General features: G+C 73.4%; 15 protein-coding genes and 1 pseudogene. 8 read left to right on the top strand and 8 right to left on the bottom strand.

Translation table 11 applies throughout. The features are described 5' to 3' along the window. Positions 1-92: 92 nt before the first annotated feature. The 4 genes from ACZ7EG_RS20200 to ACZ7EG_RS20185 all read left to right on the top strand — a co-directional run bounded on the left by ACZ7EG_RS20200 (position 93) and on the right by ACZ7EG_RS20185 (position 3431). Entirely contained in the window at positions 93-1100 is a 1008-nt protein-coding gene (locus ACZ7EG_RS20200) for a GlxA family transcriptional regulator (RefSeq protein WP_471080274.1), read from the top strand. Then, complete coding sequence (locus ACZ7EG_RS20195; protein ID WP_471080271.1) at positions 1097-1699, top strand: DJ-1/PfpI family protein; 603 nt, start codon at positions 1097-1099, stop codon at positions 1697-1699. Before ACZ7EG_RS20200 ends, ACZ7EG_RS20195 begins: the two co-directional genes overlap by 4 nt. Before the next feature lie 56 nt (positions 1700-1755). Further along, positions 1756-2211: an archease gene (locus ACZ7EG_RS20190; RefSeq protein WP_471080268.1), complete on the top strand. Its 456-nt coding sequence runs from the start codon at positions 1756-1758 to the stop codon at positions 2209-2211. Positions 2212-2327: 116 nt separating this feature from the next. After that, entirely contained in the window at positions 2328-3431 is a 1104-nt protein-coding gene (locus ACZ7EG_RS20185) for a CapA family protein (RefSeq protein ID WP_471080265.1), read from the top strand. Between the two features lie 12 nt (positions 3432-3443). Here the strand turns inward: ACZ7EG_RS20185 and ACZ7EG_RS20180 are convergent, their stop codons facing one another. Next, positions 3444-4463 (bottom strand): sigma-70 family RNA polymerase sigma factor, encoded by a 1020-nt coding sequence (locus tag ACZ7EG_RS20180; protein ID WP_471080262.1) that lies wholly within the window; start codon positions 4461-4463, stop codon positions 3444-3446. 107 nt (positions 4464-4570) lie between these two features. Between ACZ7EG_RS20180 and ACZ7EG_RS20175 the strand changes: the two genes are divergently transcribed. Further along, positions 4571-5023: a YbhB/YbcL family Raf kinase inhibitor-like protein gene (locus ACZ7EG_RS20175; protein WP_389978461.1), complete on the top strand. Its 453-nt coding sequence runs from the start codon at positions 4571-4573 to the stop codon at positions 5021-5023. Between the two features lie 150 nt (positions 5024-5173). Beyond that, positions 5174-6433, top strand: a complete 1260-nt coding sequence (locus tag ACZ7EG_RS20170; RefSeq protein ID WP_471080258.1) for an MFS transporter — start codon at positions 5174-5176, stop codon at positions 6431-6433. A 74-nt stretch (positions 6434-6507) separates the two neighbouring features. Here ACZ7EG_RS20170 and ACZ7EG_RS20165 read toward each other — a convergent pair whose 3' ends face one another. Further along, positions 6508-6936, bottom strand: coding sequence for a VOC family protein (locus ACZ7EG_RS20165; RefSeq protein WP_471080255.1), 429 nt, complete (start codon positions 6934-6936; stop codon positions 6508-6510). Between the two features lie 319 nt (positions 6937-7255). Here ACZ7EG_RS20165 and ACZ7EG_RS20160 point away from each other — a divergent pair, with 319 nt between their 5' ends. Continuing rightward, positions 7256-7630, top strand: coding sequence for a peptidase M23 (locus ACZ7EG_RS20160; protein WP_471080252.1), 375 nt, complete (start codon positions 7256-7258; stop codon positions 7628-7630). A 70-nt stretch (positions 7631-7700) separates the two neighbouring features. Here the strand turns inward: ACZ7EG_RS20160 and ACZ7EG_RS20155 are convergent, their stop codons facing one another. Then, positions 7701-8048: a hypothetical protein gene (locus ACZ7EG_RS20155; RefSeq protein ID WP_471080249.1), complete on the bottom strand. Its 348-nt coding sequence runs from the start codon at positions 8046-8048 to the stop codon at positions 7701-7703. 105 nt (positions 8049-8153) lie between these two features. Next, on the bottom strand, positions 8154-8603 hold the full coding sequence (locus ACZ7EG_RS20150) for a hypothetical protein (protein WP_471080246.1): 450 nt from the start codon (positions 8601-8603) through the stop codon (positions 8154-8156). 259 nt (positions 8604-8862) lie between these two features. Between ACZ7EG_RS20150 and ACZ7EG_RS20145 the strand changes: the two genes are divergently transcribed. Continuing rightward, on the top strand, positions 8863-10050 hold the full coding sequence (locus tag ACZ7EG_RS20145; protein WP_471080243.1) for a serine hydrolase: 1188 nt from the start codon (positions 8863-8865) through the stop codon (positions 10048-10050). Between the two features lie 123 nt (positions 10051-10173). Here ACZ7EG_RS20145 and ACZ7EG_RS20140 read toward each other — a convergent pair whose 3' ends face one another. The 4 genes and pseudogenes from ACZ7EG_RS20140 to ACZ7EG_RS20125 form a co-directional block, all read right to left on the bottom strand. After that, positions 10174-11727 carry a protein kinase domain-containing protein gene (locus ACZ7EG_RS20140; protein ID WP_471080240.1) on the bottom strand — a complete coding sequence of 518 codons (1554 nt, stop codon included), beginning with the start codon at positions 11725-11727 and terminating at the stop codon, positions 10174-10176. Beyond that, entirely contained in the window at positions 11724-12521 is a 798-nt protein-coding gene (locus tag ACZ7EG_RS20135) for a serine/threonine protein kinase (protein ID WP_471080237.1), read from the bottom strand. Before ACZ7EG_RS20135 ends, ACZ7EG_RS20140 begins: the two co-directional genes overlap by 4 nt. 87 nt (positions 12522-12608) lie before the next feature. Then, positions 12609-13208: pseudogene (locus ACZ7EG_RS20130) on the bottom strand (SAM-dependent methyltransferase). 48 nt (positions 13209-13256) lie between these two features. Then, positions 13257-14183, bottom strand: a complete 927-nt coding sequence (locus ACZ7EG_RS20125) for an SCO2400 family protein (RefSeq protein WP_471080234.1) — start codon at positions 14181-14183, stop codon at positions 13257-13259. Positions 14184-14519: the final 336 nt, after the last annotated feature.

Raw genomic sequence — 14519 nt, 5'->3', positions numbered from 1 at the left:
GTGGTACCCAGGCCCGGCCAGGCGTCCCATGGCGCGATCTGTGGGATGCGTGTCGTTGACGCCGTACCGCGCGCCGATGGAGCGTGAGGGGCGTGACCGATCGCCGCATCGTCTTCGTCGTCTTCGACGGTTTCCAGCCGCTCGACCTCACCGGACCGCACGAGGTGTTCCACAGCGCGGGCGGGTACGCCTGCGAGGTCGTGGGGACCAGGGCGGGGCCGGTCCGGTCGGTCAGCGGGCTGGTCGTTCAGGCCGCGCACGGCGTGGACGGCCTCGACCCGGCCGGCACGGACACCCTGGTGGTGGTCGGCGGCCAGGGCGTCGACCGGGCACGGCAGGACGCGGACCTGGTCGCCTGGGTCGCCGCCGCGGCGGCCGGTGCCCGGCGGGTGGCCTCGGTGTGCAGCGGTGTCTTTCTGCTGGCGGCCGCGGGGCTGCTGGACGGGCGGCGGGTCACCACGCACTGGGCCCGCGCGGAGCAGCTGACCCGGGAGCATCCCGAGGTACGGGTGGACTGCGACCCGATCTTCGTCCGGGACGGGCGGGTGTGGACCTCGGCCGGAGTGACGGCGGGGATGGATCTGGCGCTCGCCCTGGTGGAGGACGATCTCGGCCGGGACGCCGCGCACGAGGTGGCCCGTCGGCTGGTGCTGTTCCTGCGCCGCCCGGGGGGCCAGTCGCAGTTCAGCGTGGCGCTGTGGTCGCGGCAGCCGGCGACGGACCCGGTGCGGGCCGCCGTCACCGCGATCCACTCCGACCCCGGTGCCCGGCACGACATCGCCGGCCTCGCCGCGCACGCCGGGCTGAGCCCGCGTCACCTGCAGCGCCGCTTCACCGCCGAACTCGGCGTGCCCCCGGCGGCGTACGTCGAGCGGGTGCGCGTCGAGGCGGCCCGGCGGGCGCTCACGGACGGGGACGAACCGGTCGATGCCATCGCCCGCCGCTGCGGGTTCGTCACCGCCGAGACCCTGCGCCGCACGTTCCACCGCCGGCTCGGTGTCGCGCCGTCGGACTACCGCGCCCGGTTCCGCTCCACCACGGGACCCTCAGAGCCCGCGGGACCCGGGACATGTCCCACAGAGGAAGGACGTACCGCATGACCACCTACGGCCTGCTGGTCTTCGAGGACGCCGAGGAGCTCGACTTCGTGGGGCCCTGGGAGGTCTTCACCGTCTCGGCCCGGCTCCGGGACAGCGCCGACACGGCCGTGCTCGTCTCCGAGCACCCCGGGCCCGTGCGCTGCAACAAGGGTCTGCGTGTCCTGCCCGACCACACCCTCGACGACCATCCGCCGCTGGACGTGCTGCACGTGCCGGGCGGGCTGGGCGCCCGGGAGACGCAACTGCACAACCCGGTGGTCACCGACTGGATCGGGAAGACCGCGGAGCGGGCCACGTGGGTGCACGGCGTGTGCACCGGCACGTTCCTGTTGCACGCGGCCGGACCCGCCCGGGGGCGCCGGGTGGCCACGCACTGGAGCCAGGAGGACACCTTGGATGCGCGGGGGGAGGTGACCGTGGTCCGGGACGCCCGCTATGTGGTCGACGGCAACCTGATCACCAGCCAGGGGGTCTCCGCCGGTATCGACAGTGCGTTGTGGCTGGTCGGGCGGTTGCACGGCCGGGAGCACGCGCGTGCCGTGCGGCGCTGCATCCAGTACGACCCGGCGCCGCCCTACCTCGCGGACGCGCCCGTCTGATCCGCCCGTGCGGCGCGGGGCCGCATGGGTGGGCGAGCCTCGGGCAAGCGATGTTCATGGGCGGTGACGAGGGCGACGGCGGGCAAGGGCGGCAGCCGGGCGAGTGCGGACACCGGGCGGTGCCGCGTCCCGGCGACATCCGGATCGAGGCGTGGGCGGCGTGCAGAGAGCACTGTCTGGCGGAGGCCGTCCTGGCGATGGTGGAGTGCTTCGCGGACGTCTCCCGGGTGCGGCCCACCGCCGTGGACCAGGTCCGTCTGCCCGAGGCCAGCGATGACGACCTGCTCGCCGCGCTGCTGGACGAGGTCATCTTCCGGCTGGAGGCGTACGGCCAGGTGCCCGTGGACGTGGAGGCCGACGAGGCCGACGGTGGCCTGGACGTGCGGCTGGCGGTCACCGGCCTCGCCGACGTGGAGATCACGGGCGCGGTCCCGACGGCGGTGGCCTGGGACACGCTGCGGATCGGGCCGGATCCGTACGGGTGGTCCTGTGCGGTGAGGGTCGACGCCTGACCCCGGCGGCCGGGGGGCGCCCACCGTGGAGGGGTGAGCGGCGCAGTCGTGACGCTGTTCCTGCGCGGTGAGGGTCGACGCCTGACCCCGGCGCCGGGGGCGCCTACCGTGGAGGGGTGGGCGGCGCAGTCGTGACGCTGTTCCTGTGCGGTGACGTGATGCTCGGGCGCGGCGTCGACCAGGTCCTCGCGCACCCCGGCGCCCCGGCGCTGCGGGAGGCGTACGTCGAGGACGCCCGGGCCTACGTCCGGCTGGCGGAGGCGGCGCACGGCCCGGTGCCCGTGCCGGTGGCGGCGTCATGGCCGTGGGGTGTGGCGCTGCGGGCGCTGGACGAGGCCGCTCCGGACGTCCGGATCGTGAATCTGGAGACCTCGGTGACGCGCGCCGATACGTTCGCGCCCGGCAAGGAGATCCACTACCGGATGCACCCGGCGAACCTGCCGGCCCTCGCCGTGGTCCGGCCGGACGTGACCGTTCTCGCCAACAACCACGTCCTGGACTTCGGCCGAAGGGGACTGCTGGAGACGCTGGAAGCGCTGGCCCGGGCGGGCCTGCCGGCGGCGGGCGCGGGACGCGACGCCGACGAGGCGTACGCACCCGCCGTCGTCCCGCTGGCCGACGGCCGCCGTCTGCGGGTGTTCGCCCTCGGGGCGCACTCCAGCGGCATCCCGGCCGGCTGGGCGGCGACGGCGGACCGGCCGGGTGTCGCGTATCTGCCCGATCTCTCGCCGTCCGCGGCCCGAGCCGTGGTGCGGCGGCTGGGCCGGTCCGACGACCTCACCGTGGTGTCCGTGCACTGGGGCTCGAACTGGGGATACCGCGTGCCCCGGGAGCAGGTCCGCTTCGCGCACGCCCTGATCGACGGTGGAGCCGACGTCGTCCACGGCCACTCCTCGCACCATCCGCGCCCGCTGGAGGTGTACCGGGACCGGCTGGTCCTCTACGGCTGCGGCGACTTCGTCGACGACTACGAGGGCATCTCCGGTCACGAGGAGTACCGCGACGACCTGCGTCTGGCCTTCCTCGTGTCGGTCGAGGCGGACAGCGGGCGCCTGGCGGGGCTGCGCATGGTGCCGTTCCGGGCCCGGCGGATGCGGCTGGAGCCCGCGTCCGGGGCGGACCGTGCCTGGCTGCGCGCCACGCTGGACCGGATCAGCGACGGGGTGGCGGTGCGGGAGGCGGCCGACGGTTCGCTGGTGCTCGCGGCACCGGCCGCGTGACGTGGCGCGCGGTCAGCCCGCCCACGCCACCAGCCGTTCGCGGCTCTCCGGCTCCCGCAGCCGGGCGAGCGACTCCTTCTCGAGCTGGCGCACCCGCTCCCGGGTCAGACCGACCCGTCCCGCTACCTCGTTCAGCGTGCGGGTGTGCCCGTCGTGCAGCCCGTAGCGCAGACTGAGGATCATGGCCTCGCGCGGTGCGAGCGTGCCGACGGCCTCGCGCAGTTCCTCGGCGAGCGCCCGGAACTCGGCCACCTCCGGGGCCTGGAGGACCTCGGTGTCGGCGATGAGGTCGCCGACGACGGTCTCGCCCTTCTCGTCGACCGGGGTGTCCAGGCTGACCGCGTCCCGTCCGACGTGGCGCAGCCACCCGATCCTGTCCTCGGCGAGGCCGCTCTCCCGGGCCACCTCCTCGATGCTCGGCTCACGCTCCAGATCGAGCCGCAGCCGCCGCTCTACCTTGGCGATCTTCTGCAGCTGCTCCACGACGTGCATCGGCAGCCGGACGGAGCGCGCGTGCGCGGCCAGACCACGTTCGATCGCCTGGCGGATCCACCAGGTGGCGTACGTCGAGAACTTGAAGCCCTTGGTGTGGTCGAACTTCTCCACGGCCCGGATCAGCCCCAGGTTGCCCTCCTGGATGACGTCGAGCAGGGGCAGACCGCGGTGGGCGTGCCGTTTGGCCATCGACACCACGAGCCGGAGGTTGGCCCGGACCATGTGATCCTTGGCGGCCTGCCCGTCGCGGACGGCCTCCTCCAGTTCCCGGCGCCGCTTCGCCGTGAGGTCGTGTTCGCCGGCGTCGGCCCGGTCGAGCTCCTCCAGCGCCCGCACGCCGGTCTCGAGCCGCCGGGCCAGGCGTACCTCGTCCTCCGCCGTGAGCAGCGCCGTCGCCGAGATCTGCGCGAGGTACTGGCCGAGGAGGTCCGGCTCCTCGTCCGGCTCGGGGATGCGGCTGCGCAGCCGGGCGGTGCGGGCGGGGGCGCGCCGGTCCTCCCGGGCGTCCGCCGCGGGGTCTTCTGCCAGGGGAGACATCGTGGGTTCCTCCCTCTCCCGTCTCGTTCCGGCCCGCCCTGGCGGGTACCCGGGGGAATCGGCCCCGAACCGTGTGCCCCGGAGCCCTCGGGGGTACCCCGGGGCCCATGACCGGCATCGAACTCAGCAGCAACGCGTTCAACGACCATTCCTTCATCGCGCGCCGGTACGCGTACGAGGGCCCCAACGTCTCTCCGCCGCTGACCTGGAGCGGCGTACCGGACGACGCGGCGGAACTGGTCCTGCTCTGCGAGGACCCCGACGCCCCGTCGGGCACCTTCGCGCACTGGGTCGTGGTCGGCATCGACCCGCACAGCGACGGCGTCGAGGCCGGGCAGATCCCGCCGGGCGGCACGGAGCTCGTCAACGGCTACGGCCAGCACGGCTGGGGCGGCCCGCATCCGCCGCCGGGTGACGACGCCCATCACTACTTCTTCCGGCTCTACGCCCTGTCCGAGCCGTGTGTCCTGCCCGACGCCCCGCGCGCGGACCAGGTGCACGAGGAGGTCGAGAAGCGCCGCCTCGCGGACGGGACGCTGGTGGGGCTGTACCAGCGCTGAGCCCTCCACTGCTTCCACCGTGTGGCGCCGCGTCACAACGGTTGGTTGTGGCGGGGGCGCCGGGCGGTTGTTTGCCCGGCCCGTCCGCTCTCGCTTGGATGACTCCCGGACAACGCCGGGTTGTCCACGGGAGCGGGGAGTGCGCCGGGTATGGCGGGCGGGCGGTCGCTGGGGCGGCGTTTCGGGTGGCTGTGGGGCGCGTACGCGGTCAGCACGGCGGGGACATGGCTCGCGTTCGACGCGTTCGCCTTGATCGCGGTCCTGGCGCTGGACGCGGGTCCGGCACAGGTGTCGGTGCTGGCCGCCGTGGGACCGGCGGTCGGCGCGGCGGTGTCCGTGCCTCTCGGGCCATGGGTGGAGATCCGCCGCAAACGGCCCGTGATGATGGCGACGGACCTGGTCCGGTGCGCGCTATTGCTGAGCATCCCCGTGGCGTTCGCGCTCGGCCGGCTCACCTTCGGCCAGTTGCTGCTGGTGTCGGTGGCCGTCGCGGCGGCGGACATCACCTTCAACGCGGCGGCCGGAGCGTTCCTGAAGGAGCTGCTGCCGCGGCGGGACCTGCTGGTGGCGAACGGGCGGTTCGAGGCGACGACCTGGACCGCCAGCATGGTCGGCCCACCGCTGGGCGGGGCCGCGATCAGCCTGTTCGGTCCGGTGACGACGGTGGTGGCCGACGCGGTGAGCTATCTGCTCTCGGCGCTCGGCCTCCGGGCGATCGGCGACGCCGAGAAGCGCCCCGTGCGGCGGCAACCCGTGGTGACCCGGCCCGGGGACCTGCTGGAGGGCTGGCGCCACATCCTGGCCGATCCGGCGCTGCGCCCGCTCTTCTTCAACTCGCTCCTGGTGAACTCCCTGATCATGGCGGCATCCCCACCGCTGCTGATCCTGATGGTGGACGACCTGCACTTCGCCCCCTGGCAGTACGCCCTCGCCTTCGCGGTGCCCTGCACCGGCGGCCTGCTCGGCTCCCGCCTGGCCCCGCGCCTCGTCGCGCGCCACGGCCGGTACCGGGTCCTGCTCACCGCCGGGGTGCTGCGGTCCTGCTGGTCGATCGGCCTGGCCTTCACCGGCCCCGGCACGCCCGGTCTGGTGCTGGTCATGCTGGTCGAGCTCGGCCTGATCACCTGCTGCGGCGTGTTCAACCCGGTCCTCGCCACCCACCGTCTCGACCGCACCCCCACCGGCCGGGTCACCCGCACCCTGGCCGCCTGGTCGGCCACCGGCAAGGCGGCCACGGCTGCGGCCACCGCCCTGTGGGGCGTACTGGCCGCATGGACCGGTCCCCGGGCGGCCATCGCACTGGCCGGTGCCCTGCTCCTGCTCACGCCGCTGCTGCTGCCCCGCCGTGATCACACGCCGGGGGCCGGCCCCGAACGGGCGGCCGTAGCAGCGGAGCCGGACGGCGGCTGACCGTCGTGGCCCGCCCACCGGTCGGTCCGGGACGGACGCGGCAGCGCCCCCGCCCCGGACCGACCGTGCCCGGCTCAGACCGCTCCGGGTACGTCCTCCGTGACACCGTTCAGCTCGGAGGCCGGGTCCGTGCCGTAGGGGCGGGTGAGGATCTCCAGGCCGTGGCCCGCCGGGTCGAGGAAGTAGACGCCCCGGCCGCCGTCGTTGCGGTTGATGCGGCGCGGGTGATTGCCGTGCGGGTCGGCCTGGATGGGGATGCGGGCCTCGACCAGGCGGGCCAGGGCCTGGTCGAACTCGTCCTCGGAGACGAGGAACGCGTAGTGCTGCATGGGAATGTCGGCGTCGATGGTGAGGAAGTCCAGCGTGACGCCGTTGGCGGTGGTCACCGGCAGAAAGACCCCGGTCGGTGCCCCGACCTCCAGTCCCAGGATCTCGGCGAGGAAACGAGCGGACTTCTCCCGGTCCCGGGACAGGACGATGGTGTGATTGAACTCGACTGACACGGTTGAATGCCTCCACGGGCATCTCCGCGGCGCCTCCATGCCTCACCCGGACGGTGACCGGCACGCGATGCCGCGCGGTGGATCGTAGACAGCCGTGGCCGGGGTCGTCGAGCTGTTTTCGGCCGTGTTCGGGGCCGCCCGGCGGGGTGGTCCCGTCCCTGCCGTCCCAGCCGGTCCTGACAATTGTCAGGACCGCGTCGGCACGGGGCTCCCTACAGTTCTGAACGTCGGCGAGCCGCCCGTCCCGGCGGCCGTCCGAGCCGGATCAGGACCACGTCCGGCACTTCTTTCTCGCCTTCGTCCTTCGGGGGACAGACACATGAAGCGACTGATCAGCCGTACCGCCATGGGCCTCGCCGTGACCGCGCTCGCCGTCGGTGGTCTCGCCACCACGGCCCAGGCGGCCCCGGCCACCGCCAACGGCGGCGACCCGACGCTCACCGACGTCTACATCTGGGCCACCGACGTCAACCTGCGCCAGCAGCCGACCACCGACTCCCCGCGGCTCGCGGTCCGTTCCCACTGGTGGGCGGACGCCCTGTGCCAGAAGCAGGGCCAGACCGTGCACGACCCGGCGGTCGGCACCAACAACTGGTGGACCGCCGTCATGGAGTTCTCGGGCAGCGACATCGCCTGGGTGAACAACCTGTACATCCGGGGCGGCGAGAAGATCGCCGGCGTCCCGGACTGCTGACGCGCCTCCCCTCCACACGCCTGCGGCGGGCCACCGGTCTCACGGTGGTCCGCCACAGGCGTGTGGAGGGTCAGCAGTAGCCCATCGGGCCCATGTCCGTGTAGTAGACGTAGTCGACCTTGACCCAGCCGGTGACGTTGCCCCGGTGGGCCGTCAGGTAGATCCAGTGGCCGTCACTGTTCCAGCAGTGCGCGGTGAACGTCTCGCGGAAGTACCCCTGACCGTGGACGGTGCCGTCCACCGGCCGGCTGCGGATGTTGACGCCGTCACCGAGGAAGTACCCGCCCCGGGACTGCACGTTCCGGGCGGAGGTGTCCGAAGTGGGCCCCTGTTCCCGCGCGTTGGCGGTGACGGGTGACAGCACCAGGGCCGCGCCCGCCAGGGCGAGGCACGCGGCGCGGCGGATGTTTCTGCGCATGGCTGACTCCTTCTCGTCGTGCTGCGAGGTGTGGCGTGTGCGGGCGGTGCGCCGAAAGGGGGCGGACCGGAGTACCGGCCGCCCCCGTGTGACCTGCGGTGCGGCTCAGTACCAGCCGGTGCTCGCCAGGTCGTGGCCGTCGCAGGTGAGCAGGGCGCGCGAGACACGGCCGTTGAGGTTGTTGCCCATCTGCGTGTAGGCGTAGTTGATGCCGGCGTCGACGGTCTCGGAGACCCAGCCGTCGTTGCGGCCCGTGCTGTTGTCGGAGCGCTGCAGTACGGCCGCGCAGCCGGGCCGCGAGTTCTCGATCCGGGCGAACGAGCCGCACTTGTCGGAGTAGAAGTACTTCAGGGCCATGCCCTCGGCGTACTTGGTGGCTCCGATCTGACGGAACGATCCCGAGCAGAACGTGGTGGTGGGGTACTGCCCCTCCTGCCCGTAGAGTCCGTAGTTGCCGCCCGAGTACGGCTGGGCCTGGGCGGTGGTCGGGAGGAGCGCCATCACCGCGGCAGCGCCCCCCGCGGCCAGCAGTGTCGTGAGTGATCGGCGGCTCATGAGCCCTCTTTCGTGTGTCGGCGGGTGAAACGGTCGTGCGCGGCGACCGGCCCCCGGCCGGCCGCCGCTCGCTGTCGTGACCGTACGGGGCATCACCGCACCGCCGGCACCTGACACTTATCAGGGTCGGCGCCTCAGGTCGCCGCGATCCGTCGGAGCCCTGACATCCGTCAGGACCACCCGCCCCGCCCCCGCTCCTATCGTGGCTCCGCGGGCCAAGGCCCCCTCGGGACCACTGGGCGATCCAGGAAGGGCAACCATGCGCATGCTCCTGCGCGGCGCGGCCGCGCTCGCGGCCGTCGTCACGGTCGCGTCACTCACGAGCGGTGCTGCGGCACAGCCCCGGACCGGCAGGGCGATGGAGGGCGCCGGGACCGCCCGGACCGCGGCAGCCGCCCAGATCCCGCCCGGCGTCACCGCCGGCGTGGCCGTCTACGACCGCCGAACCGGCACGTTCACCGAACAGGTGGACGCGAGCAAGCAGTTCCGGTCCGCCTCGGTCGTCAAGCTCCTGCTGGTGCTCGACTTCCTGTGGGACCGCGGGCCCGACTACACCATCCCCCCGGCCGACCGCGCCCGGCTGGAGCCGATGCTGCGCGGCAGCGACGACGACGCCGCGGATCACTACTGGTCGACGTACGGCGGCTCGGCGATCATCGACCGGATGACCGCCGAGCCCGCACTCGGTCTGCGCGACACGGCGCCACCGCCTCCCGGGTACGAGGGCTTCTGGGGCTACACCGCCGTCTCCGCCCGGGACACGGTGGCGATCTACCGGTACGTCCTGGAGAAGGCCCCCGCGCCCGTCCGGGACTTCATCATGGACAACCTGCGCCGCTCCACCCGCTGCTCCGCCACCGACCACTTCGACCAGCACTTCGGCATCGCAGGGGCGTTCGACAGACCGTGGGCGGTGAAGCAGGGCTGGTCCGGGAAGTACGCGAAGGGCACCTGCGGCCCCCGGACCACGTCCTCGGGAACGCGGGCGGAGTCACCCGCCCCCGCTCCCCGCGCCGCCACGGCCGTCGACCTCACCCGACCCGCTCTGCACACCACCGGCACGGTGGGCGCGGACGACCGCACGATCGTGGCCGTGCTGACGCTGCACCAGGCCGGCACGTCGTACGGCAAGGCGTACACCGACATCGGCCGGCTGACCCGCTCGCTGAACGTGCCGGGCGGGGTGCGGCCGGCGGGGACCTGGTTCGGCACGTGGGGCGAGTTCGTCAACGTCCGCAAGGGAACCGCCACGGGCGGTGACCGGATGACGCAGCTCCCCGCCGGGGTCGAGGTGCTGGTCAGCTGCCAGATCCGGGGCGAGGTGGTCAATGTGCCGCCCTACACCAACGAGTGGTGGGCCTATCTGCCCCAGTACGGCGGCTACATCTCCAACATCTACATCAGCTCGCCGGACAACCGGCTGCCGAACGTCCCGGAGTGCGGCTGACCGCAGCCGTGACGGGAACGGGGGACGAGCGGTGGGCGGGGCTGCGGCCCTGCCCACCGCTCGCGTTCGTACGGCTCTCCCCGCACGCGTTGGTCTGCCCCACCTCGCTCGCGTCCGCGCGGCTCAGCGCTCGTACTCGGCGAGGTAGCGCATCACCTTGTCCACGTGCGGCCGTACCCGCTCCGGCACACCGCGCTCCTCGATGACCGTGCGGTCACTGGTGCGGTAGCCGGCCGCGACGAGCGCGGGAAGGTCCTTCTTCGGCAGGCCGGCCTGCTTGAAGCGCTGGTCGAGCCAGCACACGTACAGGCTCATGGTGGAGATCGCGTCCGGCGGCGACATGTGGTCCTTGTCGCCGTCGCCGTCCCCGTCCACCGCCCAGGCGCGGAACACCGACGGCGTCCACATGGCGATGCCGTACTCCTCGCTCTGCGGGCGGGAGGCCTTCGGGTCGAAGTTGCTCTCCGCCTTGATCAGGGCGGCGAGCAGGGCGGGCGTGATCTCCTCGTCGGTGCACCGGTGGGCCGCGCGGGCGATGACGGGGCGCAGCGCCTCGGGTACGTCGGAATCCTCGGGTATCTCACCGGCCGGCGGGCTGGGTGTGCCGGAGACGGTGGGGGTGTCAAGGTCGCGCTCGTCGTCCTGGGTGCCGCCTCCTCCCCCGAGCAGGGCCGCCCCGGCGACCGCGGCGGCGGTCAGGACGACGAGCCCCGCCGCGACGGCCGGCGCCATGCGTCTTCGACGGCGGTGGGGGCCGCCGGTGATGGCCTCGAGCCGGCCGGCGACACCGGTGGCCGTGTGCGGGAGGCGGGCGGCGTGGTCCGGGGCCAGGCAGTCGGCGATGAGCCGGCGCATCTCCTCGTCGATGCCGGCGTCGAGCCGCAGCGATGCGGTGCCGCGTACGTAGGCCTGGGCGGCGAGTGAGCGGGCGCGGGCCGTCGCGCCCGGGAAGGGGTGGAGTCCGCCGGTGAGGACCTGGTGGGCGAGAACGCCGAAGGCCCAGATGTCGGCGGTGGGCCGGACGACGGCGCCCTGGGTGCCGGTGCGCTGCGACCACCACTCGGGCGGCAGGTGGTCGAGGGTGCCGAGTGGCGGCAAGTGGGCGTGGGTGCCGTCGAGTTCGGCGGCCAGACCGAAGTCCGCCAGCCACACCTGACCGCCCGGGCCCAGCAGGACGTTGGCGGGTTTGAGGTCGCCGTGCACCCAGCCGGCGTCGTGCATGTGGGCGAGTCCGGCGGCGACTCCGCCCAGGACGCGGTCGGCGTCCGCGATCGGCCCGCCGCTCTCCGCGGCGGCCAGTACGTCCTGCAGGCTGGCCTCGGCCCGGTCCATGACCAGCGCGATCGCGCCGTCCAGGGCGGGCACTTCCGGTGCCTCGACGGTGCACACGGCGTGGGTGCGGACGAGGTGGGGGTGGTCCGCCTCGGCGCTGAACCGGACCTCGCGCGCGACGAGTTCACCGAGCGCCGCGCGCTGCCCGGGGCCGAGGGCACCGGTCGGGAGCACCTTCACCGCGACGGGACTGCCGTCGGCGACCGTACGGGCCTCGTAGACGGTTCCCCAGCCGCCGGAGCCGATGACCGCGCCCACCTCCCAGCCGTCGATGCGGAAGCCCTCCGGGAGGCCGGCCGGGCGGGGCGCCTCCAGCTCGTCGTCCTGTTCCTCCGGCGTGGTCATGCGTCTGCCTCCTGCGGGTCGGTGAGGCGGGCGGCGCCGCGGGGCGGCAGCAGGCCGAGGTGCTCCTCACGGACCAGGCCGAAGCGCAGGGCGACGGACGCGAGCCGGGTGCGCTTGACACCGGTGCGGCCGCCGTCGGCCGCGGCCGTGGCCTCCTCGCCGAGGTCCAGGCGCAGTTTGGCGAAGGCGAGGTAGTCGATGTGGTAGTTGACGGCGGAGCGCGTCAGGTCCCGGCAGGACTCCAGCGGCCGCAGCCGCTCCACGATCTGACCGACGCCGGGCAGCGCCGAGTCGGAGGGGTCGCGCAACCGGGGCTCGCACAGGGCCACCAGGACGAGGAAGTACTTCGCCGTCGGGTCCAGGGCGAAGGGGTGGACGGTCTGTTCGCCGCCGCCCGGCACGGACTGCTCCCCGAGGTAGGCGTGCTGGGGTGCGAACACCTTGAACGTGGCGGTGCCGGACAGGGCGGGCAGCACCACGCGGGAGAACTCGAAGGGCACGGGCGCCCCGAGCCGCCCGGGCGCGACGGTGAGGTACTCGCCGGCCCCCTCCAGGTTCTCCACCACGTACGACACGCTGCGACTGAAGTTGGACAGCCGCCAGTAGTCCCCCGCGGCTTCCAACTGCCCGGCCCGGCGGGAGATCCCGGGGTCGGCCAGGACGATGCGGACCCCCGCCCCGCCGCGTCCGAAGTCCGCGATGTCCCCCGGCCCCAGGTGGATCAGTTCGGGCCTGCCCGTCTCGTCCCCGCCCCACTGGGCGGTACCGGGCAACTGCACGATGATCGTTTCCACGCGGACTCCTCCGCTGATGTCGCCCCCGATTTGGTCGCGAGGATTGTACGGGCGGTCTTCGCGTGCCGCGGAGGCGGCGGGGCCGCGTCAGCGGACGCTTTCGGGGCCTCGCGCGAGGAACACGAACTCCCGGCCCGGCCGGTCCGGTGCGTCACGTATGTCCTCCACGACGTAACCCTGCGCGGCGAGTTCCGCCTCTTTTTTTCCTGCCGCTCGCGAAAGCGCGGCGTCGAGTCCGACGTCAGCGTCTGTCCGTCCGCGGCGAACAGACAGGTCCACCGGAACGTCACCAGCGGTCCGCTCACGTCGAGCAGGTCGGCCCAGGACTCGACGGCGTCGGCGCCCGCCACTTCTGTCACGCCGTACGTGGCCTCGCGGTTCCACTGCTCCCAGGCGCGGCGCGCCGGTATCCGCGTCTCGAAGACCAGGAGGCCGCCGGGCCGCGGCGCGGCCCGGATCCCTCGCGGGGTCCGCCGACCGTCCTCCGGCCTGTGATCTCCTGAGCGACGCTGCCCGTCATCGTCGCGAGGCCGGCGGCGAGCTGCCCTGTTCCGCAGCCGATGTCGAGGACCCGGCGCGACCCGGTGTCCTCCGCCGTTCGAGGTACGGATCGAGATCGCGACGGCCGGGGTCGAGCGGGTCGTACACCGCGGCGAGCCGCGGATGCCGGACGCACTCGTCGGCCATGGGCCCGACGACACGAAGGGCGACCGCGCACGGCCACCGGCCGTCGGCTCAGCCGCCGAGGCAGATGACGAGCAGGCAGAGCTCCTTCGACTTCGGGTCGGAGGGGGACGTCTCGGGCGGAGTGGTCTCCGCGGGCGGGGGTGTCGAGGGGGACGTCGGCTGCTGGGCGTCCGACCCGGACGCGGCGGGCGGGGGTGCCGTCGGGTCGGTGGCCGTGGAACCGGAAGAGCCGGACGAGCCCGACGAACCGACGCTGCCGGTGGCCGTGCCGACGGTGTCCCTGACGGTCTTGCGGGGCGCGGTCGTCAGCGGGAGCTCGCGGGGCGTGGCGGCTGCGTTCGTCCGCGTGGTGCGGGGGTCGGCGGCCCGGGACTGCTGGTGCCGCGAAGCGCGATCGGCGTGCGACGGGGTCGTGGAGGCGGAGCGCGGGGTGTCCTGCCGGCTCGACGTCGGTTCGGTGATCGTCGGCGCCTCTCCGAGGGCGCCGCCCATGGTGGTGTCCTCCGGCGTCGCGGACGCCTGCACGCCGGGCTTCGCGTTGCCGTTCATCGCGGCGACCGTCAGACCGCCTCCGACGAGCGCGACGGCCGTCGCCACCACGGCCCGGCGCTGGTTCTTCTTCCAGCGGGCCAGCTGACGCCGCCGGGCCGCCCGCCCTGCCGGCCGGGCTTCGTAACCATCGGCCGCGTCGGCGCCCGAGGGGTCGTCGGCGCCCGAGGAGTCGCGGACGTCGGACGAGCCGGGGCCGTCCTGCGCACGCGCGGGGGTCTCGTCCCACACGGTGCCCTCGTGCCAGGCGCCGAGGGCTGCCGGGTGCTCCCAGGAGGCCGGCCCGCCCGGGTCCGTGGCGGACCCGCGGTCCGGGCCGGGACGGTCGCCGAGGACGGAGGGGTCGATGTCCGGGGCGTAGGCGCCGCACCCCGGGCAGACCAAGGCGCCGTTGAGGTGCCGACGGCACGACGAGCAGTAGTCCATGTGTGGTGTTCCCGATCTGGCTGTTCCGGCGGCTCGCCGGCCGCGGCCTGGTCCCGTTCGCACGTGGGATCGAGCCGTAACGCTAACGAGACTTTGAAAGGGTGGTGTGCAGTCTGTGTGACACCCCTGCACAGATCCTCGGGATCTCGCGTGTGCCCCGAGTGACTCACGAGTGAACGAGTCGCACCGTGGGAACGCTCCGGCCCCCACCATCACGGAGCCCGCCCCTCCACTCGTGTCGCCCCTCAACTCCCCCGATTTTCCTGCCGACTGACGCACAACCCTTTGGACACCCGGCGGGTCACACCATGCAGGAGCAACCACCTCGAAGAGTTG

It is taken from the genome of Streptomyces sp. NPDC037100 (assembly GCF_055606225.1).
Note: the sequence above shows the minus strand (reverse complement) of the source record. Positions and strands in the feature narration are given on the sequence as shown.